The following is a 20254-nucleotide window of genomic DNA, read 5'->3' on the forward strand; positions in this document are numbered from 1 at the left end:
ACCGGGTCTCGATACGCTCGCTGGCGCTCGCTACTCGACCAACGAGCACGTCAGAGCTTCTCCACGGGCGCGTAGCGGAGCAGCAGCCGCTTGACGCCCTCGGACCCGAAGTCGATCGAGGCGACGGTCTTGTCGGCCTGGCCCTCGAGCGAGACGACGGTGCCGAGGCCGAACGAGTCGTGGACGACCCGGTCGCCGGGCTCGAGGCTCGGGATCTCGCGCGCCGGCTTGGCGCGGGCGGCCGCATCGGCTCGGATCGCGGCCGAGGAGAAGTTGCGGCGTCCGGCGTCGGTGGGAGTGCCGAGCCGGGACGAGCCGCCACTCAGGTCGGGTCGTGACCACATGGTCTGCGCGGCCTCGGTGCGCCGCCAGTCGACCAGGTCGACCGGGAGCTCGTCGAGGAAGCGGGAGCCGGGGTTGTGGGACGGTGCGCCCCACGCGGAGCGCACCACCGCGCGGGAGATGTAGAGGCGCTCCCGAGCACGGGTGACGCCGACGTACGCCAGTCGGCGCTCCTCCTCCAGCTCCGGCTGGTCGCCGAGCGAGCGCGAGTGCGGGAAGACGCCGTCCTCGAGGCCGGTGAGGAACACCACGGGGAACTCCAGGCCCTTGGCCGTGTGGAGCGTCATCAGCGTGACCACCCCGGCGTCGTCGGTGGCGTCGGGCAGCTGGTCGGTGTCGGCCACGAGGGCCACGCGCTCCAGGAAGTCACCGAGCCCGGGGGCCACGATCCCGGCATCGACGTCGGACGGGTCGGCCGACGGCCCGGCGACCGGGTCGTCGGAGAACTCCCGGGCGACGGCCACGAGCTCGGCGAGGTTCTCGACCCGGGTCTCGTCCTGCGGGTCGTCAGACGCCTCGAGCTCGGCGACGTAGCCCGACCTGGCCAGCACGCTCTCGAGGATCACGTCGGCCCGCTCGTCGGCCGCCACCATCGACTGGAGCTCCTCGACCATGTTGACGAAGCCACGGATCGCGGTGAGCGAGCGGGTCGCGAGGCCCGGAGCGTCCTCGGCCCGGCGCAGCGCCTCCCAGAAGGTGATCCGGTCGCGCTCGGCGAGGGCGTTGACGCAGGCGACGGCGCGATCGCCGATGCCGCGCTTGGGGGTGTTCAGGATCCGTCGCAACGACACCTGGTCGTCGGGGTTGGCGAGCATCCGCAGGTAGGCCAGCGCGTCGCGCACCTCACGGCGCTCGTAGAAGCGCACCCCGCCGACGACCTTGTAGGGCTGGCCGGTCCGGATGAACACCTCCTCGAACACCCGGGACTGCGCGTTGGTCCGGTAGAAGACCGCGACGTCGCCGGGGCGTACGCCGTGCTCGTCGGTCAGCTTGTCGATCTCGTCGGAGACGAAGCGGGCCTCGTCGCGCTCGTCGTCGGCGACGTAGCCGACGATCCGCTCGCCCTCGCCGGCCTGGGACCACAGCCGCTTGGGCTTGCGCCCCTTGTTGTGGTCGATGACCGCGTTGGCGGCGTTGAGGATCGTCTGGGTGGACCGGTAGTTCTGCTCGAGCAGGATCGACGACGCGTTCGGGAAGTCCTGCTCGAAGTCGAGGATGTTGCGGATGTTGGCGCCACGGAAGGCGTAGATCGACTGGTCGGCGTCACCCACGACCATCAGCTCCGCGGGCTCGACCCGCTCCGCGCCGTCGTCGAGCTCTTCCGGGTTGTCGGCGCAGAGCTGGTGGATGAAGGCGTACTGCGCGTGGTTGGTGTCCTGGTACTCGTCGACGAGCACGTGCCGGAACCGCCGCCGGTAGGTCTCGCGGACCTCCGGCAGCTGCTGGAAGAGGTGGACCGTCAGCATGATCAGGTCGTCGAAGTCCAGGGCGTTGGCCTGGCGCAGGCGCCGCTGGTAGGCGGTGTACGCCGCGGCGTACGTCTCCTCGAGGTGGTTGCGCGCGTCCTTGGTGGCGTCCTCGGGGTCACGCAGCTCGTTCTTCTGGTCGGAGACCCAGTGCAGCACCGCGTTGGGCTGGTAGCGCTTCGGGTCGAGGTCGAGATCGCCGCAGACCAGGCTCATCAGCCGCTTCTGGTCGGCGGCGTCGTAGATCGAGAAGTTGGACTTGTAGCCCGAGCCGTCGAAGTCGAGCGCGGTGATCTCCTTGCGGAGGATGCGCACGCACGCGGAGTGGAAGGTCGAGACCCACATGATCCGGGCACGCTTGCCCACCAGCTCCTCGACCCGCTCCTTCATCTCGGCCGCCGCCTTGTTGGTGAAGGTGATCGCGAGGATGGAGCCCGGGTGGGCCTTGCGCTCGGAGATCAGCCAGGCGATCCGCCGGGTGAGCACCCGCGTCTTGCCCGAGCCGGCGCCGGCCACGACGAGCAGAGGGGCGCCCTCGTGGACGACGGCGGCTCGCTGCGGCTCGTTGAGCCCGTCGAGCAGCTCGTCTCGGGTGGGACCGCGTCGCGTCGTGCGCGGCTCGGTGTCCTCGGGGGCGGGCATGCCGGGCAAAGGAATGGAGGTGCTCATGCTGAGCACCACCCTACGATCAGCCACCCCCAACGAGGACGACCGGTCGAACAGTCCCTAGACCGCCACGACGAGCGAGAGTCCACCCTTGCCGTAGCCGACGATGTCGAGCTCCAGGTCCTCTCGGGCGCCGAGCTGCGACGCCAGGACGAGCAGGTGCGCCGGCACCGGGTCCGAGGGCGCGTACGTCGAGGAGAGCCGCAGGTGCGTCCCCATCGCGTCACCGAGCGGCGCCGCCATGATGTTGCAGATCTCCGAGGCGTTCTCGAAGAGGTTGGGCGGCAGCACCCGGTCCTCCTCGGCGATCTCCGCGGCTCCCTTCGGCACCAGCGCGATGGCAGCGCCGGAGCGCGCCGCGAGGCCGAACGACATCAGCGCGACGGCGCGGACGGAGCCGCCGTCGTCGACGTACGACGCCACGACCGGCTTCGGGATGCCGCTGTCCACGGGCGTGCCCTGGGTCAGCGCCGTCTCGCGGCCCAGCAGACCCTCGAACAGGTCCTTGATCTCCTTGCGGTCAGGCAGCATGGCGGCCTCAGCCCAGCATTCCGGAAAGGGCCGACTCGAAGTCGTCCGACGTGAAGGGCTTGGCGATGAGGAACATCGCGCCGGCCGACCTCGCCTCGCCACGCATCTCCTCGGAGCCCTCCGAGGTGACGAAGCCGAACGGCGTGGCGTCGCCGGTGCCCCGCAGGGCGCGGAGCAGCTCGATGCCGGTCTTGTTGGGCATGTTCCAGTCCGACAGCACCAGGTCGGGCGACTCGGCGGCCACCTTGTCCAGGGCGTCGGCGCCGTCCACTGCCTCCACGAAGTCGTGGTGGCCGAAGCCGGCCTGTCGCATGGTCCGCAGCACGATCTGGCGCATGACCTTGCTGTCGTCGGCGATGAGGACCTTCATGATCTTCCTTCTAACTCGCTGGCTCGCTACTTAGCTGGCTTGCTGACCGGGCGCCGTCAGGCGGCGTCCGGCACGATCTGGACGTAGACGGGTGCCTCGCCCCAGGACACGACGAACGAGTCGTCGCGCCCCGGCACCTCGGTGGTGCCGGTGACGCCGGGTAGACCGAGCGCCGAGTTGCCCGTCAGGGCACCCTTCACGCTGCCGCCGACGACGTTGAGCACCTCGCCCACGGCGTCGTGCACGTCGGGCTCCGGCAGGTCCTCGCCCGGGTCCAGGCCGAGCATCGCGCCCGCGATCTGGGTGGCGACGACACTGTCGCAGGTGAGCACGAGGCGACCGTTCCAGTCGCCCCGCAGCTCGATCTGGGCCTGGACGCCGGTCTCGAAGACCGCAGGCAGGTCGGAGGGCCACGGCTCAGCCGACGCGAAGAGCATGGAGCCCCACACCTGCTCGATGGCGGCGAGGACGAGCGCCTGGTCGGGCGCAGCAGAGATGGTCATGTCAGACCCCCGTCGTGGTCGGGAGCAGCCCGAGCAGGTCGAGCTTCTCCAGCATGGCCTCACCGGTGAACGGCTTGATGAGGTACTCGTGCGCGCCGGCCGCCAGCGCTCGTACGATCTGGTCCATCTCGCTCTCGGTGGTCACCATCATCAACGTGATGGAGCGCCACTCGGGTCGCTTGCGGACCTCGGTGATGAACGTGAACCCGTCCATGACCGGCATGTTCCAGTCGACGCAGGACAGCTCGGGCGGGCTGTCGAGCCCCTCGAGCACGTCGAGTGCCTCCTGGCCGTCGCCGGCCTCGAGCACCTCGAACCCTGCGCCCTCGAGGATGCGACCGACGATCCGGCGCATCGCTCGAGAATCGTCGACAATCAATGCACGCATGTGCCCTGTTCCTCTCTGATCCGATACACCGAAGACCGACCTGCCGGCACGCGCTCCCAGGCGTCGTCGACGCCCATGGTCATCTCGGCCGCACCCAGGAACAGGTGGGCGTCGGACGTCATCACCTGGCGCACGCGCTTGAGCACGTCGCGCTTGGTGGGCAGGTCGAAGTAGATGAGCACGTTGCGGAGGAACACGATGTCGAACCGGCCCATGGGCGGGAACGGCCGGGTCAGGTTGAGCTGACGGAACTCCACACGTTCCCTGATCGACTGGTTGATCCTCCAGTTGAGGCCGGCGCGCTCGAAGTGCCGGACCAGCGTCGTCGCGGGCAGGCCGCGGTTGACCTCCAGCTGGGAGTACTCGCCCTTGCGGGAGCGGTCCAGCATCTCCTCCGACAGGTCGGTGGCGACCAGCTCGATCTTCCACCCGGCGAGCTCGGGGGTGTCGAGTGCGGTCATGATGATGCTGTACGGCTCCTGGCCGCTCGAGCACGCGCCCGCCCAGATCCGCAGCGTCCGGTTCGACCGGGTCTTCGCCAGCGCCGGGAAGACCGTCTGGCGGAGCGCCGTGAACGGGTCGGAGTCGCGGAACCACGACGTCTCGTTGGTGGTCAGCGCCTCGACGACCTGCTTCATCGCCGCGGGGGTACGGCGCTTGGAGAGGTCGGCGACGTAGGCGTCGACATCTGCGTGGCCCCCCGCCCGAGCCAGCGGCACCAACCGCGACTCGACGAGGTACTCCTTGCCCGTCTCGAGCACGATCGCGCTTTCTGCGCGAACCAGCTCCCGGACGAAGGTGAAGGCCTGGGGACTGATGGTCACCGTGCACCTCCTGCACTCATTGCTGATGGCCCGACGGGGAGCTGACCGGCCTGGTGACCGATGCGTCGGGTGATCTCCGCGGGGATCTCGCTCAGGGGTAGGACTCGTTCGGCGAGACCCGCGGTCGTGACGGCGCCCGGCATGCCCCAGACCACCGACGTGGCCTGGTTCTGGGCGATCAGGCTGCCGCCGCGCTCGACGATCGTGCGTGCGCCCCGGCAGCCGTCCGAGCCCATCCCGGTCAGGATGACGCTCAGCACGGCGGGTCCGGCGACGGCCGCGGCGCTGCGGAACAGCACGTCGACAGCGGGTCGGCAGTAGTTCTCGGGTGGCTCCTGGTCGAGCCGGGCCACCAGGTCGCGGCCCTCGGCCACGACCTTGAGGTGGAAGTCTCCCGGAGCGATGCACACGCTCCCGGGGCGCAGGACCTGGCCGTCGACGGCCTCGGACACGGCATGGACGAGCTGACGGTCGAGGCGGGCCGCGAACTGCTGGGTGAACACCGGCGGCATGTGCTGGACCACGGCGGTCGGCACCGGCAGCCGCGGCAGACCGGCGAGCACCGAGCCGAGGGCCTCCGGTCCGCCGGTCGACGTACCGATCACGAGCAGCTTGTACCCGTTGACCGGCGGCTGGGCGGGGTCGCGCAACGAGACCGGCGCAGCCGGGGCCACCGGAGCCACGGCCCCGGTCGGGACGGTTCGGGTGTCGATGCGTGGCACGAGCGACTTGATCCGTGGGATCAGCGCTTCGCGAACCTGCTCCATCGAGCGGCCGATGCTGCCGACGTTGGCCGGCTTGGGCACGTAGTCCGAGGCGCCGGCAGCGAGGGCGTCGAGCGTGGCGACCGCGCCGCGCTCGGTCAGCGTGCTGAACATGATCACCGGGACGCGGTTGCCGCTCGCCCGGAGCTCGCGCACGGTCTCGATGCCGTTGAGCTCGGGCATCTCGATGTCCATCGTGACGAGATCGGGCTTCAGCAGGGCGATCTTCTGGAGACCCGCCCTGCCGTTGACCGCGGTGCCGACGACCTCGATGCCGGGATCAGCGGAGAGCAGGTCGGAGACCAGCTTGCGGATCACGACCGAGTCGTCGACCACGAGCACCCGGATCCGGGCCATAGAAAGTCCTTCGGTGGGTGCCTGCCCCCGTGGCAGGCGAAGGACTCATCGGCCGTCCCCAGGACGACCTGAGCGGACCGCGAGGTCAGCCGCGAGTGTTCTGGACCGCTTCCCAGGCACGCAGGAGGACGGCCAGGTCCGCGGCCGGCAGGAGATCGGTGACCAGGCTCGCCTGGACCGTCCCCGACCAGGCATTCCAGACGCCGTACGCCGCGTCGCGCGCGGTGAAGCCGGCGCGGTTGAACGCCACGACCCCGGCGAGCTGGGCGTGGCAGGCGAGCCGGAGCCGGTCCGAGAGGGAGAGCGCCCAGGTCGCCTGGTGCATGGCCGGCGCCCACTCCGCCGTATGGACGCGCAGGTCGTCGACCGTGCGCCGCCAGGCGTGGCGAGTCTCGTCGTCGGCGCTCGCGAGGGTTGCCAGGCGGCCGTCGACCTCGGGCATCCCGACGGCGAGCTCGGGCACCTCTGCCTCCCCCGCCGACGAGCGGAGGAAAGGGGCAGCCATCGCCCGGCGGATCTCGGGGCTGAGCTGGTCGCGCAGGTAGGCGCTCGCGGCGGCGTCGGAGAGGACGTCGGCCGCCATCGAGGCGACCGGGTCCTGTGCGGCGACCGCACCACTGTGGAGCCAGGTCCAGTCGAGCGCGTCGCGCCGCACCATCCGGTCGAGCGCGTGCACGTCGCCGAGCATCCCGGTCTCCAACCGGCGCAGCAGCGCGGTCTCACCGACTGCTGCTTCGTCGAGCGCGGCACCGGCGAGCGGGAGGACGTCACCGACGGACTCCGTCGCTCCCGCCGGCTCGAGGCAGGCACGCCGCCACTCCTCGCGCACGCCGGGTCCCGGGTGGTGGTCGGCGAGCCGCTCGAGCGTCTCCGGAGACGCCGCGAGCGCCACCCGCAGGACGCCGGCGACCTGCGGTCCGCCGGTCAGGCGTGCGAGGTCGAAGCCCAGGGCCGGGCCCCCCACCACGGAGTACGTCATCCGCTGACTCCTGTCGCCTGCTGGAGTCGCATGCTAACCGTGGTGGGACCGGTGCGGGTGCCTTCGGCTACGCCGTGAAGCGCGAGACCGCCGCGCGCAGCTCCTGGGCCATCCGGGTCATCTCGCCGATCGAGGTCTGCGACTGGGCGAGGGCCAGGGTCGTGGACGCGGCGGCGCTCGAGACGCCGGTGATGTTGGTCGCGATCTCGTCGGACCCCGTTGCCGCCTCAGCGACGTTGCGCGTCATCTCGTTCGTGGTCGCGGTCTGCTCCTCGACCGCCGAGGCGATCGTGAGCTGGTAGTCGTTGATCGAGGTGATGATGGTGGCGATCTCACCGATGGCGTCGACCGCACCGGTCGTGTCGCCCTGAATGGCCTCCACCCGACGCGCGATGTCCTCGGTCGCCCGCGCGGTCTCCTGCGCGAGCTCCTTGACCTCGTTGGCGACGACGGCGAAGCCCTTGCCGGCCTCGCCGGCGCGAGCGGCCTCGATGGTCGCGTTCAGCGCGAGGAGGTTGGTCTGCTCGGCGATCGAGGTGATCACCTTGACCACGTTGCCGATCTCCTGCGAGGAGGCACCGAGCCGGGCGACGGAGGTGTTCGTGCGGTCGACGATGACGACCGCTTCGTTGGCGACCCGGGCGGCGTCGTTGGCCGACGAGGCGATCTCGCGGATCGACGCACCCATCTGCTCGGCACCAGCAGCCACCGTCTGCACGTTGCGCGACACCTCGTCCGCAGCACCGGACACGACACCGGCCTGGACCGACGTCTCCTCAGCACCCGCCGCGACCTGCTGGGAGGACGCGGACAGCTGCTCGGACGCTGCCGCGACCGCGTCCGCGGAGACCTTGACCGATCCGATCAGGTCGCGGAGCCGTGCCGTGGCGCTGTCGAGCGCGTCGCCCATGGCACCCACGTCGTCGGCGGAGTCCAGGTCGGCACGCATCGTCAGGTCACCGCGGGCCAGACCTTCGGCGACCGCCTTGACCCGGGCCACCCGGTTCGCGGTCGCTGCGGCGACCAGCCAGCCGAGCAGCAGCGCCAGGCTGATGCCGACCACGGCGAGCCCGATGGTGATCGCCCGCGTGGTCACGAAGCTGGCGTGGGCGGCGGCGGCGCTCTGGGCCGCCTCCACGCTCTCGGCGGTGGTGAGGGCGCTCGAGTACATCGCCATCGCGTCGACCAGCGGCTCCGCCTTGAGCTCGTTGCCGATCCACCAGAAGTCCTGCCTGCCCTGCCGCGCGAGCGGGAGCAGTTCCTTGTGCTCGACCTCGATGAAGTCGTCGACCGCGTTCCGCAGCCCGGCCAGGTCTGCGCTCCGCTCGCTGTCGAGCTGCGTCGCGGCGTACGCCTGGGCCGCCTGGTCGAACTGCTCGCGGTGCTGAGCGAGGAGGATCTCAGCGGACTTCTCGGAGCTCGGGATCTGAGCGGTGACGGCGTTGCGCACGTCGATCCGCATGCTGGCGATCGCGGTGCCCATGTCCTGCACGAGGCTGACGCCCTGGACGTTGTGGCTGTACAGGTCGGCGGCCCGCTGTGCAGCGCGCGACTGGGCCCAGATCGAGAGGCTGCCGATCGCCACGGCGACGGCGGCCATCAGGCCGACGGCCGTCAGGATCTTCGGGCGGACGTTGGCGTCACGGAACCAGCGGATCAGGACGTGCCCGGAGGCACGCGTTCCCACGAAGTCGCTCACTGGGGGTCTTTCTGCTGAGGGGGCGGACAGGGGCGGGCGTTCAGCCCTGGTGGAACCGGGAGATCTCGGTGCGCAGGCCGGCGGCCATCTGGGCGAGCTCGCCGATCGCGGCCAGCGTCTGGTTCACGGCGCCCGTGGTGGTCGTGGCGGCCGCGGCGACGCCGCTGATGTTCGTGGCGATCTCGCCCGAGCCGGTGGAGGCCTCGGCGACGTTGCGTGACATCTCGTTCGTGGTCGCGGTCTGCTCCTCGACGGCCGAGGCGATGGTGAGCTGGTAGTCGTTGATCGAGGTGATGATCTCCGAGATCTGGCCGATCGCGTCGACGGCGCCGCCGGTGTCGGCCTGGATGGCCTCGACGCGGCGGGCGATGTCCTCGGTGGCCCGCGCGGTCTCCTGGGCGAGCTCCTTGACCTCGTTGGCGACCACGGCGAAGCCCTTGCCGGCCTCGCCGGCGCGTGCGGCCTCGATGGTCGCGTTGAGGGCCAGCAGGTTGGTCTGCTCGGCGATCGAGGTGATCACCTTGACCACGTTGCCGATCTCCTGCGAGGAGGCACCGAGCTTGGCGACCGACTCGTTCGTGGTCTCGACGATCCCGACCGCCTGGGAGGCGACCCGGGCGGCGTCGTTGGCCGACGAGGCGATCTCGCGGATCGAGGCACCCATCTGCTCCGCACCCGCGGCCACGGTCTGCACGTTGCGCGACACCTCGTCCGCAGCACCCGAGACCACGTTGGCCTGGACCGAGGTCTCCTCCGCACCAGCCGCGATCTCCTGCGACGACGCCGACAACTCCTCCGACGCAGCGGCGACGGCGTCGGCCCAGCCCTGCACGGTCGTCACGATGTCGGAGACCGACGCGATCGACCGGTTGAGCGCCCGCTCCAGCTCACCGAGCTCGGCGCTCGAGGTCTCCGAGGCGCGCTGGGAGAGGTCACCGCCGGCGAAGCCCTGGAGGACGGCGACACTGCTGCGCAGCGGCCGGACGATGGAGCGCGCGATGAGGGTGATCAGCGTGACCATCAGCACCAGGCCGAGGACGCCGACACCGATCGTGTCCCTGAGGACCCGGCTGCGGAGGTCGTCCTGGTCAGCGTTGTAGGAGTCCGCCGTGCTGGTGAAGAGGTCGACGGCCTGGGTCACGGCGTCGTCGACGGTCGCGGCGCTGCCCGCCAGCTCGTCGAGCTGGTGCCGAGCGGCCTCCTGGTCCGACGACGCCTCCTTCACGAAGGAGCTGACATCGGCCACCAGGCTCTCGAACGCTGCCTGGAAGGCTTGCGCGTCCTCGCCGTCAGTGCTGATCGCGAGCTTGGTGTCCTCGAGGCCGAGACCACTGAGCTGGTCGAGCAGTCCCGTCAGCTCGGTCGTGTGCTCCTGCAGCGAGTCGGGCACGCCGGACGGGTCGTCGAGGCTGGCGGAGAGGTACGCGTCGTTCGTGAGCTCGATCGACACCGCGTCGATCTCGTCGATCAGGCCGGCGGCCACATCCATCGTGTGCTGCTCGTCCGAGGACGTCCGGAGGTCGTAGATCCCGGAGATGGCCACGGCTCCCAGGATCGTCATGGTCAGGCCGCTGATGACGGCAACCGCCATGAGTCGCTGTGCCACGGACAGCTTGCGGAGGCGGTTCATGGAGGGTGCCCCTTGCTCGAGAGTGGAGGTGCGGTCAGGCCACGCGGAAGCGCGAGATCTCGGTCCGCAGCGACGAGGCCATCTCGGCGAGCTCGTCGATCGCGGACAGGGTCTGGTTGACCGCCTGGGTGGTGGTCGTGGACGCAGCAGCGACGCCGTTGATGTTCTGGGCGATCTCACCGGATCCGGCCGAGGCGTCCGCGACGTTGCGCGACATCTCGTTCGTGGTCGCGGTCTGCTCCTCGACCGCCGAGGCGATCGTGAGCTGGTAGTCGTTGATCGAGGTGATGATGGTGGCGATCTCACCGATGGCGTCGACCGCACCGGTCGTGTCGCCCTGGATCGTCTCCACCCGACGCGCGATGTCCTCGGTCGCCCGCGCGGTCTCCTGCGCGAGCTCCTTGACCTCGTTCGCGACGACGGCGAAGCCCTTGCCGGCCTCGCCGGCGCGAGCGGCCTCGATGGTCGCGTTCAGCGCGAGGAGGTTGGTCTGCTCGGCGATCGAGGTGATCGTCTTGACCACCGCACCGATCTCCTGGCTCGACGTACCGAGGCGAGCCACCGATGCGTTGGTGGTCTCCACCATCGACACGGCCTGCGACGCGACCCGGGCAGCGTCGTTCGCCGACGAGGCGATCTCGCGGATCGAGGCACCCATCTGCTCGGCACCAGCAGCCACCGTCTGCACGTTGCGCGACACCTCGTCCGCAGCACCCGACACGACGCTCGCCTGGACCGAGGTCTCCTCCGCACCGGCCGCGATCTCCTGCGACGACGCCGACAGCTCCTCGGACGCAGCGGCGACCGCGTCCGCGGAGCCCTGCACGGCGGTGACGATCTCGGAGACCGACTCGATCGAACGGTTGAGCGCCCGCTCGAGCTCACCGAGCTCGGCGGCCGACTTCTCCTCGACGCGCCGGGTCAGGTCGCCGTCGGCGAACTGGGTGAGCGCGTCGACGCCCCGGCGCAGCGGTTGGGTGATGGAGCGGGCGATGACGAAGGCGAGCGTGATCAGCGACGCGAGGCCGAGCAGCACCGCGGTCCACAGCAGGAGCTCGGCGTGCGAGCGTGTGGTCGCCGCCTCCTTCTCCGCCGCCGTCGCGGACTTCTCGAGCCCGTCGATCGCCGCCGAGAGGATGTCGTCCATCTGGTCGTTGGCGGCCTGCACCTGCTGGACCTTGGCGCGCGCGGCGCTCTGGTCGGCGATGGCACCGTCGACGTAGTCCGCGATGGACTTCTCGTACGCCGCCCACGCGGCGTTGAACTCGTCGACCTGGCCGCTGGTGACCTCGAGGTCGAGCGCCGTCAGGTCGGCCATCAGGCCCGTGATCGTCGCGGTGTCGTCGACGACGTCCTGGTCCAGCGTCGAGTTGTCGGGGTAGATCGCGGCCTTCAGGCCGTCGACCTTCAGCTCGCTCGAGCGGGTGTCGAGCGCGTGCATGTAGGCGATGGCGTCCTGGTACTTCGCGAGCCGGGCGGAGTCGGACTCCAGGCCCTGGAAGCCCGAGTAGGCGACCCCGGCCACGACGAGCGCGGTGACGGCGCCGATGCCGGCGATGGCTGCGAGCCGTCGGCCGACGGTCCAGGTGATGGTGACGACGGACATGGTGCTCCCCGGGAGGTCTCTGATGGATGGGTGGTGCGCTGACGGTGTGCGGTTCAGGCGGCTGCGGCGCGGTCGACGTCCAGGGCGAGGAGCAGCTGGCCCTCGAGCTTGTAGGCGCCGTGCAGGAACTCCCGCGCGGGGCCGGCGAGCGTGTCCGGCGGCAGCTCGAACTGGTCGTCGTCGACGTCGATGACGGCGCCGATGCTGTCCACGAGGAGAGCGATGACCTCGCCGGCGACGCGCACCACCACGAGCATCGGCTCCTGGTCGTCCTGCCGGTCGGGCAGACCCAGGCGGGCCCGGAGCTCGACCGCGCTCATCACCTGACCGCGCAGGTTGATCAGGCCCGAGACGGTGTCCGGCGCGAGCGGGATCCGCGTGCGCGGCTGCCCGCGGAGGACCTCCTGCACCGCGTTCACGTCGACGCCGTACAGACGTCCGTCCAGGCTGAAGGTGACCAGTCGGGCGCTCACATCGCCTCCAGGAGCTCGGGCTGGACCTCGTGGTCCGCGTAGAAGGTCGGGTCGGCCGACAGGATCGCGGCGCGTACGTCGAGGACCTCGACGATCCGGTCGCGGACCAGGGTCGACCCGAGGACGCCGTGGTCGGTGACCTCGTCGTGGAACTCGGCGGCCTCGTCGACGATGTCGACGATCTGGTCGACGACCATGGCGACGCTGCGGTCCCCCACGGTGTAGATCACCACGACCAGCTCGTCGCCGTCGCGGTCGCTCATCACTCCGTAGTAGTTGTTGAGGCGCACCACCGGCAGGATGCCGCCGCGGTACTGCACGACCTCGCGGTTGCCGATCCGCTCGACGGCCGAGCGGTCGAAGTTCTCGAGCCGGGTGACCGACGAGAGCGGGATCGCGACCTTGCGGTTCTCCCCCAGGCCGGCGACCAGCAGCCGGAGCGATTCGGACACGGTGGCGCGGGCGTCGTCGGCGGAGTCCTCGTCCTGGTCGAGCGCGTCGGTGTTGAGGACCCGCCGGGCGAGGGCCTGGACGTCGAGGATGAGCGCCACCCGGCCGTCGCCGAGGATCGTCGCGCCCGAGTAGGTGCCGATCGCCTTGAGCTGCGAGCCGAGCGGCTTGACCACGATCTCCTCGGTGGACAGGACCCGGTCGATGACCAGGCCGAAGCGCTTGCCGTCGGCCTGGAGGACCGCGATGAGCACGTGCCCGTCGGACCGGTCGGACTCGACGCCGAGCACGTCGGCGAGGCGGACCAGCGGGAGCAGTGCGCCGCGCAGGCGGTAGACCGAGGCGCCGTTGACGTCCTCGACCGCGTTGGCGGCCCGGTCGGCGTCCAGCGCGACGAGTTCCAGCAGGCTGACCTGCGGGATGGCGTAGCGGTCGCCCGCGCACTCGACGGTGAGGGCCGGGACGATGGCGAGGGTGAGCGGGATGCGCAGGCGGCACGTCGTACCGCGACCGAGCACCGACTCGACCTCGATGGTGCCGCCGATGCCCTCGATGTTGGTCTTCACGACGTCCATGCCGACACCACGTCCGGAGACGTTGGTGACAGCCGCGGCCGTGGAGAAGCCGGGCACGAAGATCAGCTGCAGCACGTCGGCCGGCGACATCTGCGCGACCTGGGCCTGGGTGCGCAGACCGCGCTCGATGGCCTTCGCAGCCACCCGGTCGGAGTCGATGCCGGCGCCGTCGTCACTCACCTCGACGACGACCTGGCCGCCCTGGTGGTAGGCGCGCAGGGTGAGGACGCCCTCGGCGGCCTTGCCCGCGGCGATGCGGTCCTCGGGGACCTCGAGACCGTGGTCGACGGCGTTGCGGACCAGGTGGGTCAGCGGGTCCTTGACGGCCTCGAGCAGGGTGCGGTCGAGCTCGGTCTCCTTGCCGACCATGGTCAGCGAGACCTGCTTGCCGCAGTGGGCACCGAGGTCGCGGACGACGCGAGGGAGCTTGGACCAGAGATTGTCGATGGGCTGCATGCGAGTCTTCATGACCCCCTCCTGCAGCTCGGAGGCGATCAGGTTCAACCGCTGGGCGGAGCGGGTCAGCTCGACCTCCTGCTGGTCGCCCGCCTGGCGGACGATCTGGTTGCGGGTCAGCACGAGCTCCCCGACCAGCTGCATCAGGTTGTCGAGCAGGTCGACGTCCACGCGGATGGAGGAGTCGGCGACGCTGCGACGGGCGGCGGGCTCGTCCACGTGCTCGACGACGGGCGCTGCCTGAGCGACCGGCTCGGGCACCGGTACCGCCGCGGCGGCGACCGCCTCGACGACGGCCTCGGGCAGGACCTCGACGGCAGGCGCCGGCTCCTTGCCCTCGAGGAGGGCGGTGATCGCCTCGACGACGGCGCTGACGTCCGGGTCGCCCTCGTTGCCCTGCTGCTCGATCGTCGCGAGCAGGTCACGGACGGTGTCGACCATGGCGAGCAGCACGTCGGTGGTCTGCGGCGTCATCGACATCTTGCCGTCGCGCAGGCGGGCCAGGAGGTTCTCACCGACGTGGGTCACCGCCTCGAGCTTCCCGAACGCGAGGAAGCCGCTGGTGCCCTTGATGGTGTGGATGGTGCGGAAGATGCTGCCCAGCAGGTCGCGAGAGCCGGGCTCGCGTTCGAGCGCGACCAGGTCGCGGTCGAGCTGGTCGAGGTTCTCGTGGCTCTCCACGAGGAACTCCTGGACGATCTCGTCGATCTCATCCACTGGGTGCCCTCTCGTCGTTCGTGGCGTTCGACGAGACGGATCGGCCGCGAGCCGGGCGACCTGAGCAACCGGTCCGGGGCATCTTCGACCGGTCCGGACCGGTAGGCGGTGGATCATCCACCCTTTCGGTTCCCCACTCGGTGGACCACCCACCGCCCACCCGGGGCCCGCCCGACGCAGCCGCGCGACCTCAGCCGGCAGGCACCCAGAAGACCGCGACGCAGATGTTCGTGAGGGTCAGCAGCAGGATGAGCGCCCAGAGACCGGTCGCGATCCGCTCCTTGCGAAGGTTCGCCATCACCAGCGCGAGCACGACGAGACCGATGATCCCCTTCACCGCGATCTTGGCGTGGTCGACCGAGCCGTCGTCGGCCTCGATCACGCCCACCAGCAGCAGGCCGGCGAGGAACGCCGTACCCGCACCGTCACGCATCAGGCCGTTGACCTTCTTCTCCGGTCGGCGGGCCTGGACCAGCAGCCCGCCGAGCAGCGCAGCGAAGCCGACGATGTGGATGACGAGCAGCAGGTGCCGCAGGAAGTCCATGGCTGGACTCTAGAGAAGGCGCCGGTCCGACGCCCAGCGGGAGAGCTCGTGGCGCGAGGAGAGCTGCAGCTTGCGCAGCACGCTCGACATGTGGGTCTCGACGGTCTTCACGGAGATGAACAGCTCCTTGGCCACCTCCTTGTAGGCGTAGCCACGGGCGATCAGCCGCATCACCTCGCGCTCGCGCTCGGTGAGCCGGTCGAGGTCCTCGTCGACGGCCGCGACGTCGATCGCGCCCGAGAAGGCGTCGAGCACGAAGCCGGCCAGCCGCGGGGAGAAGACCGCGTCGCCCTCGGCCACCCGGCCGATCGCCTGCACGAGCTCGGGGCCGGTGATGGTCTTCGTGACGTAGCCGCGAGCGCCGCCGCGGATCGTGCCGATGACATCCTCGGCCGCGTCACTGACGCTGAGCGCGAGGTAGCGGGTGTCCGGCGAGGCGCCCGACGCGGCCATCCGCCGCATCACCTCGACGCCGCCGCCGCCGGGGAGGTGCACGTCGAGCAGCACGACGCCGGGCGTGTACGTCGTCACCGCGGCGATCGCCTCGTCGACGTCGGCCGCCTCGGCGAGGATCTGCACGGCTCCCGCACCCGCGCCCTCGAGCTCGGCCCGGACCCCCCGCCGGAACATCGCGTGGTCGTCGACGATCACGATCCCGACGGGACCCGCTGGACTGGTGCCGTCCTCAGCCATGTCTCTCCTCCTGCGTCGCGGGTCGGGGTAGGTGCAGCCGGATCTCGGTCCCGTCGCCTGGTGCGGACCGTACCTCTGCCGACCCGCCGTGGCGCTGCATCCGGTCGACGATGCTGTTGCGGACCCCGTAGCGGTCCGCCCCGACCGCCGCCGGGTCGAAGCCCTGGCCGCGGTCGCGGACGAACACGTCGACCGCGGTGCCGGTGACCTCGGCGAAGACGTCGACCTTGCCGGTGCCGGCGTGCTTGGCCGCGTTGGTGACCGCCTCGCCGGTGGCGTGGACGATCGGACGCAGGGCCTCGTCGAAGTCGCAGTCGCCGACGGTGACGACCTCGACGGAGACGGCGTACTCGTCCTCGACCCGGGCCGCGACCCCGCGCAGGGCGCTGGCGACGGTGCGCTCGTCGGTGGACTCGCCGGCGTAGAGCCAGGACCGGAGGTCGCGCTCCTGCGCGCGCGCCAGCCGGGAGACGGTCGCCGGGTCGTCGGCGTTCTTCTGGATCAGCGCGAGCGTCTGGAGCACGGAGTCGTGGAGGTGGGCCGCGACGTCGGCGCGCTCCTGGGTGCGCACCCGCTCGGCACGCTCGTCGGTGAGGTCGGCGGCGAGCCGGTAGACCCACGGCCCGATCACGATGCCCAACCCGAGCACGGTCAGCAGGGCGGCGACGGTGACGTCGCGGGCCATCCCGAAGGAGCCGCCACGTGCGGAGTAGAGGACCAGCGCGATCACGATGAGGACGACGCCGGCGGCGACCCGGGCGTACGACGCCCAGCCACCGCTGCCGAAGACCATCCGGACCGGGTCGATGCGGCCGGTGCTGTCGAGCCAGCGCTCGCGCTGCGCCTCGTCGGCCTGGCGCCACAGCAGCGCGATGCCGACGATCGCGATCACGACCGGCCAGAAGATCGCGCCCCGGCCGAGGACCGCCTCGAGGAGCAGGATCGCGCCGAACCCCAGGGCCGCGAGCGCGATCGCCGGGCCGACGTCGCCGAGTCGGCGGATGCGTCCCGGGCGACGGCCGCCGCGGGTCGCGCTCTCGATGCCCGGAGCGCCCGTCACGAAGTGGGCGTCGCTGGGCAGCATCGCCCAGAGGGCGGCGTACAGGACGACGCCGAAGCCACCGAGGAAGGCCGCGAGCACGAAGCCGGCGCGCACCCAGATCACCGGGAAGGCCAGGTGGCGAGCGAGTCCACCGGCGACGCCGCCGAGGATCGGCTCCTGCGTGTCGCGCGTGGCGCGACGGGTCCCGGGCGGACCGGGCGTGGGCCTCGGATCGCCCACGTCTGCGGTCGCTCGTGTGCTGCTCATCGTGGCTCGATCCTCCCAGAACACCCGGCTCCGGACCATGAGGGCGATCCCCGGCCCGACCCTGACGACACCGGCCCTCCCCCGGCCCAGGATCAGGGGTCTCACCGATGGTCCGGGAGCTCTCGACGGCGCAGGCTGGGTGCATGACCACCACACCGCCCGAAGCCCCACCCCCGAGGCACGACTCGCCCGGCCAGGACACCGGCCCGCGGGTCACCCGCGACGAGATCCGCGACCTGGGTCGGCTGCGCCGCTCGCGCAGCGATCGCAAGGTGGCCGGTGTCGCCGGCGGGCTCGCCCGCCACCTCGACATCGACCCGCTGGTGCTGCGGGTGGCCTTCGTGGTGCTGGTCTTCTTCGGCGGCGCCGGCCTGATCCTGTACGGCGCGTGCTGGCTGCTCGTCCCCCAGGACGGTGACGACCACGCCACGATCAACCTCGACGACCGGACCCGGTCGGTGGTGCTGATCGTGGTCGGCGGCATCGCGGCGCTGGCGCTGATCGGCGACTCGTGGGGCGCCTTCTGGTTCCCGTGGCCGCTGGCGGTGATCGCGCTGATCGCCCTCTGGTTGCTGACGCGTCACAACAACAGCGCGCCGAAGCCGGACGGCTTCGCCGCTCCGACGTACACGAACGAGCCGCTGACCTACACGTCCCCCGGCTACACCGCTGCGGGCTACACCGCCCCCGGCTGGGTCCCGCCGCCGGCAGCTCCCGCGCAGGAGGCGCCGTACGCCGCGGCCCCGACGACCGCCTACTTCCCGCCGCAGCCGCCGGTCTACATCAAGCCGCCGCCGTACAAGATCCCGAACCCGCGCAAGCGCGGACCGATCCTGTTCTGGTTCACGCTCGCGCTGATCGCGCTGTGCGAGGGGCTGCTCGGGATCGCCGACGTCGCCGGCATGGACGTCGCGGACTCGGCGTACGCCGCCCTCGCCGTCGGCATCAGCGGCGTGATGCTGCTGGTCGGCTCGTTCTTCGGTCGCGCCGGCGGCATCATCCTGATCGGCCTCGTCTCCACCGTCTTCCTGATCGGCTCGACCGTGGCGGACCGCTGGGACGGCGAGACCCTGAGCCCGACGCCCACGTATGCGGCCGCGGTCGAGGACAGCTACCAGATCGACGCCGGCGAGATCGTGCTCGACCTGCGCGACGTCACCGACCTCGCGGCTCTCGACGGTCGGGTCGTCCACCTGGACGCCGACTTCGGCCACCTCGAGGTCATCCTCCCGCGCGGCCTGGCGGCCAGCGTCAACGCCGACATCGACGGTCCGGGCAGCATCGAGCTCTTCGGCGACGAGCACGGCGGGATCACCATCCGCGAGCACGCGTACAACGGCCGGGACACCGACCCGGAGATCATCATCAACGCCGACCTGAACGTCGGACAGATCGAGGTGCACCGATGAGCGACATCCAGATCGACCAGCAGTCCGGTCGCCACCCCGTCAACGTCGGCCACCTGGTGATGGGCATCGCCTTCCTCGGCCTGGTCGGGGTGTGGGCGCTGCTCCAGAGCGACGCGGTCGGCAACGGCGACGTGCGCTGGCTGCTGCCGGTGCCGTGGGTGCTGGCCGGCCTCGCCGGCCTGCTCGCCATCGGCCTGTCCTCGAGCAAGAAGTGGTCCACCCGCCAGACCGGCTGGGTGGGCGAGACCCCCACGGCGGACACCCCCGCCGAGACCGACACCACCGTCGACACCACCGTGATCGACCCGCTGGACGAGGAGTCCCGATGAACGCCACCACCATGAAGTCCCTGACCCGCCGCCGTGACGACCGGATGGTCGCCGGCGTCTGCTCGGGCGTCGCCGACTACCTGAGGATCGACCCCACCGTCGTACGCCTGCTGACCGTGCTCGGCGCGGTCTTCAGCTTCGGCACCATCGCCGTCGTCTACGTGGTGGCGTGGATCCTGATGCCGGAGGCGTGAATCCGGCAGGCCTCGAGCGTCGTGTCGGGCTGGTCGGTGAAGACCCCGTCGACGCCGGCGTCGAGGAAGGCCTGGGTCTCCTCGATGGAGTCGCCGGTGGCGGCCGGGTCGACACCGCGGCGGTAGCCGGTCGGCAGGAAGGCGTTCTCGTCACGCATCGTCCACACGTGGACCGCGAGCCCCGCGGCGTGCGCGTCGGCCACCAGGCTCGACGGCGCACCGATGGTGCCGGTGTCGGCATGGCGCGGCAGGACCAGGTCCTTGGCGACGCCGACCGCGTCAGCCCAGCCGGCGACGCGGCGCAGCCCGGTCGAGGTCACCAGGTCCACGCGACCGGTGGCCTCGACCAGCTGCACCAGCGGCAGTCCGGTGCGTGACCGCAGCCACTGGAGGTTGCCGGGCTCGAAGGACTGGATGAAGACCGGTGCGTGCGGGTCGCCGTACCCGTGCTCGTACAACGCGTCGAGCAGCCGGTCCTCGAGGGCGAGACCCAGCTCCGCGAAGTACGACGGGTGCTTGGTCTCCGGGTAGACACCGATCCGACGTCCCAGCCGGTCCGACTCCTCGGCCACCAGGCCCAGGATCTCGTCGAACGTCGGGACCTCGTAGCGGCCGTCGTACCTCGTGTTGCGCGGTCGCAGATCGGGGAGCCGCTCGATCGCGCGCAGGGTCTTGAGCTCGGCGAGCGTGAAGTCCTCGACGAACCAGCCGGTCGACTGCTTGCCGTCGATCTCCTTGGTGGTCATCCGGCCCGCGAACTCCGCGCGACCGGCCACGTCGGTGGTCCGTCCGATCTCGGCCTCGTGCCGGGCGACGAGGACGCCGTCGCGGGTCGGGACGAGATCGGGCTCCACGTAGTCGGCGCCCAGCGCGATCGCCAGGCGGTACGACGCCAGGGTGTGCTCGGGCCGGTAGCCCGACGCGCCGCGGTGGGCGATGACCAGGGGCATTGCCTGCATGCCTCCAGCAGAGCCCGCGTG

Annotated in this window: 20 protein-coding genes; 3 read left to right on the forward strand and 17 right to left on the reverse strand. The window is 70.8% G+C overall.

All coding sequences use genetic code 11. The features are described from left to right. Positions 1-50: 50 nt before the first annotated feature. From pcrA to ABLE68_RS02945, 16 genes are all read right to left on the reverse strand, one after another. Positions 51-2477: a DNA helicase PcrA gene (gene pcrA, locus ABLE68_RS02870; RefSeq protein WP_425475604.1), complete on the reverse strand. Its 2427-nt coding sequence runs from the start codon at positions 2475-2477 to the stop codon at positions 51-53. Positions 2478-2534: 57 nt separating this feature from the next. Next, the gene (locus ABLE68_RS02875; protein ID WP_348869664.1) at positions 2535-3005 is read right to left on the reverse strand and encodes a hypothetical protein; all 471 of its coding nucleotides are present in this window, start codon (positions 3003-3005) and stop codon (positions 2535-2537) included. Between the two features lie 7 nt (positions 3006-3012). Continuing rightward, entirely contained in the window at positions 3013-3375 is a 363-nt protein-coding gene (locus ABLE68_RS02880; protein ID WP_348869665.1) for a response regulator, read from the reverse strand. Between the two features lie 56 nt (positions 3376-3431). Beyond that, positions 3432-3878, reverse strand: coding sequence for a chemotaxis protein CheX (locus ABLE68_RS02885; protein ID WP_348869666.1), 447 nt, complete (start codon positions 3876-3878; stop codon positions 3432-3434). Position 3879: 1 nt separating this feature from the next. Beyond that, positions 3880-4266: a response regulator gene (locus tag ABLE68_RS02890; protein ID WP_348869667.1), complete on the reverse strand. Its 387-nt coding sequence runs from the start codon at positions 4264-4266 to the stop codon at positions 3880-3882. Beyond that, positions 4254-5090, reverse strand: coding sequence for a CheR family methyltransferase (locus tag ABLE68_RS02895; protein ID WP_348869668.1), 837 nt, complete (start codon positions 5088-5090; stop codon positions 4254-4256). The genes ABLE68_RS02890 and ABLE68_RS02895 overlap by 13 nt, the downstream gene beginning before the upstream one ends. Beyond that, positions 5087-6211, reverse strand: a complete 1125-nt coding sequence (locus ABLE68_RS02900; RefSeq protein WP_348869669.1) for a protein-glutamate methylesterase/protein-glutamine glutaminase — start codon at positions 6209-6211, stop codon at positions 5087-5089. Before ABLE68_RS02900 ends, ABLE68_RS02895 begins: the two co-directional genes overlap by 4 nt. A gap of 85 nt (positions 6212-6296) precedes the next feature. Further along, positions 6297-7190 carry a hypothetical protein gene (locus ABLE68_RS02905; protein WP_348869670.1) on the reverse strand — a complete coding sequence of 298 codons (894 nt, stop codon included), beginning with the start codon at positions 7188-7190 and terminating at the stop codon, positions 6297-6299. 67 nt (positions 7191-7257) lie between these two features. After that, positions 7258-8889 (reverse strand): methyl-accepting chemotaxis protein, encoded by a 1632-nt coding sequence (locus ABLE68_RS02910; RefSeq protein ID WP_348869671.1) that lies wholly within the window; start codon positions 8887-8889, stop codon positions 7258-7260. 40 nt (positions 8890-8929) lie between these two features. After that, complete coding sequence (locus ABLE68_RS02915; RefSeq protein WP_348869672.1) at positions 8930-10519, reverse strand: methyl-accepting chemotaxis protein; 1590 nt, start codon at positions 10517-10519, stop codon at positions 8930-8932. Between the two features lie 34 nt (positions 10520-10553). Beyond that, entirely contained in the window at positions 10554-12125 is a 1572-nt protein-coding gene (locus ABLE68_RS02920; RefSeq protein ID WP_348869673.1) for a methyl-accepting chemotaxis protein, read from the reverse strand. Between the two features lie 53 nt (positions 12126-12178). After that, positions 12179-12598, reverse strand: a complete 420-nt coding sequence (locus ABLE68_RS02925) for a chemotaxis protein CheW (protein WP_348869674.1) — start codon at positions 12596-12598, stop codon at positions 12179-12181. Next, positions 12595-14796: a chemotaxis protein CheA gene (locus ABLE68_RS02930; RefSeq protein WP_348869675.1), complete on the reverse strand. Its 2202-nt coding sequence runs from the start codon at positions 14794-14796 to the stop codon at positions 12595-12597. Before ABLE68_RS02930 ends, ABLE68_RS02925 begins: the two co-directional genes overlap by 4 nt. 190 nt (positions 14797-14986) lie before the next feature. Then, positions 14987-15340 (reverse strand): hypothetical protein, encoded by a 354-nt coding sequence (locus ABLE68_RS02935; RefSeq protein WP_348869676.1) that lies wholly within the window; start codon positions 15338-15340, stop codon positions 14987-14989. A gap of 9 nt (positions 15341-15349) precedes the next feature. Continuing rightward, on the reverse strand, positions 15350-16033 hold the full coding sequence (locus tag ABLE68_RS02940; RefSeq protein WP_348869677.1) for a response regulator: 684 nt from the start codon (positions 16031-16033) through the stop codon (positions 15350-15352). After that, complete coding sequence (locus ABLE68_RS02945; RefSeq protein WP_348869678.1) at positions 16026-17342, reverse strand: ATP-binding protein; 1317 nt, start codon at positions 17340-17342, stop codon at positions 16026-16028. Before ABLE68_RS02945 ends, ABLE68_RS02940 begins: the two co-directional genes overlap by 8 nt. Positions 17343-17485: 143 nt before the next feature. On the opposite strand from ABLE68_RS02945, the gene ABLE68_RS02950 reads away from it, so the two are divergent. From ABLE68_RS02950 to ABLE68_RS02960, 3 genes are read left to right on the forward strand one after another with little or no spacing between them, the layout of a single operon-like run. Continuing rightward, on the forward strand, positions 17486-18751 hold the full coding sequence (locus tag ABLE68_RS02950; protein WP_348869679.1) for a PspC domain-containing protein: 1266 nt from the start codon (positions 17486-17488) through the stop codon (positions 18749-18751). Further along, positions 18748-19080, forward strand: coding sequence for a hypothetical protein (locus ABLE68_RS02955; protein WP_348869680.1), 333 nt, complete (start codon positions 18748-18750; stop codon positions 19078-19080). Before ABLE68_RS02950 ends, ABLE68_RS02955 begins: the two co-directional genes overlap by 4 nt. After that, on the forward strand, positions 19077-19274 hold the full coding sequence (locus ABLE68_RS02960) for a PspC domain-containing protein (RefSeq protein WP_348869682.1): 198 nt from the start codon (positions 19077-19079) through the stop codon (positions 19272-19274). The genes ABLE68_RS02955 and ABLE68_RS02960 overlap by 4 nt, the downstream gene beginning before the upstream one ends. Here ABLE68_RS02960 and ABLE68_RS02965 read toward each other — a convergent pair. Then, entirely contained in the window at positions 19238-20233 is a 996-nt protein-coding gene (locus ABLE68_RS02965) for a glycerophosphodiester phosphodiesterase (protein ID WP_348869683.1), read from the reverse strand. The genes ABLE68_RS02960 and ABLE68_RS02965 overlap by 37 nt on opposite strands. Positions 20234-20254: the final 21 nt, after the last annotated feature.

Source organism: Nocardioides pollutisoli, from assembly GCF_040045055.1.
In the GTDB taxonomy this organism is placed as follows: domain Bacteria; phylum Actinomycetota; class Actinomycetes; order Propionibacteriales; family Nocardioidaceae; genus Nocardioides; species Nocardioides tweenelious.

Coding starts and splice junctions, on each gene's coding strand:
- pcrA (WP_425475604.1), bottom strand. CDS start 2,477: ATGAGCACCTCCATTCCTTTGCCCGGCATGCCCGCCCCCGAGGACACC.
- ABLE68_RS02950 (WP_348869679.1), top strand. CDS start 17,486: ATGACCACCACACCGCCCGAAGCCCCACCCCCGAGGCACGACTCGCCC.
- ABLE68_RS02890 (WP_348869667.1), bottom strand. CDS start 4,266: ATGCGTGCATTGATTGTCGACGATTCTCGAGCGATGCGCCGGATCGTC.
- ABLE68_RS02960 (WP_348869682.1), top strand. CDS start 19,077: ATGAACGCCACCACCATGAAGTCCCTGACCCGCCGCCGTGACGACCGG.
- ABLE68_RS02905 (WP_348869670.1), bottom strand. CDS start 7,190: ATGACGTACTCCGTGGTGGGGGGCCCGGCCCTGGGCTTCGACCTCGCA.
- ABLE68_RS02915 (WP_348869672.1), bottom strand. CDS start 10,519: ATGAACCGCCTCCGCAAGCTGTCCGTGGCACAGCGACTCATGGCGGTT.
- ABLE68_RS02940 (WP_348869677.1), bottom strand. CDS start 16,033: ATGGCTGAGGACGGCACCAGTCCAGCGGGTCCCGTCGGGATCGTGATC.
- ABLE68_RS02935 (WP_348869676.1), bottom strand. CDS start 15,340: ATGGACTTCCTGCGGCACCTGCTGCTCGTCATCCACATCGTCGGCTTC.
- ABLE68_RS02900 (WP_348869669.1), bottom strand. CDS start 6,211: ATGGCCCGGATCCGGGTGCTCGTGGTCGACGACTCGGTCGTGATCCGC.
- ABLE68_RS02920 (WP_348869673.1), bottom strand. CDS start 12,125: ATGTCCGTCGTCACCATCACCTGGACCGTCGGCCGACGGCTCGCAGCC.
- ABLE68_RS02875 (WP_348869664.1), bottom strand. CDS start 3,005: ATGCTGCCTGACCGCAAGGAGATCAAGGACCTGTTCGAGGGTCTGCTG.
- ABLE68_RS02955 (WP_348869680.1), top strand. CDS start 18,748: ATGAGCGACATCCAGATCGACCAGCAGTCCGGTCGCCACCCCGTCAAC.
- ABLE68_RS02965 (WP_348869683.1), bottom strand. CDS start 20,233: ATGCAGGCAATGCCCCTGGTCATCGCCCACCGCGGCGCGTCGGGCTAC.
- ABLE68_RS02885 (WP_348869666.1), bottom strand. CDS start 3,878: ATGACCATCTCTGCTGCGCCCGACCAGGCGCTCGTCCTCGCCGCCATC.
- ABLE68_RS02880 (WP_348869665.1), bottom strand. CDS start 3,375: ATGAAGGTCCTCATCGCCGACGACAGCAAGGTCATGCGCCAGATCGTG.
- ABLE68_RS02945 (WP_348869678.1), bottom strand. CDS start 17,342: ATGAGCAGCACACGAGCGACCGCAGACGTGGGCGATCCGAGGCCCACG.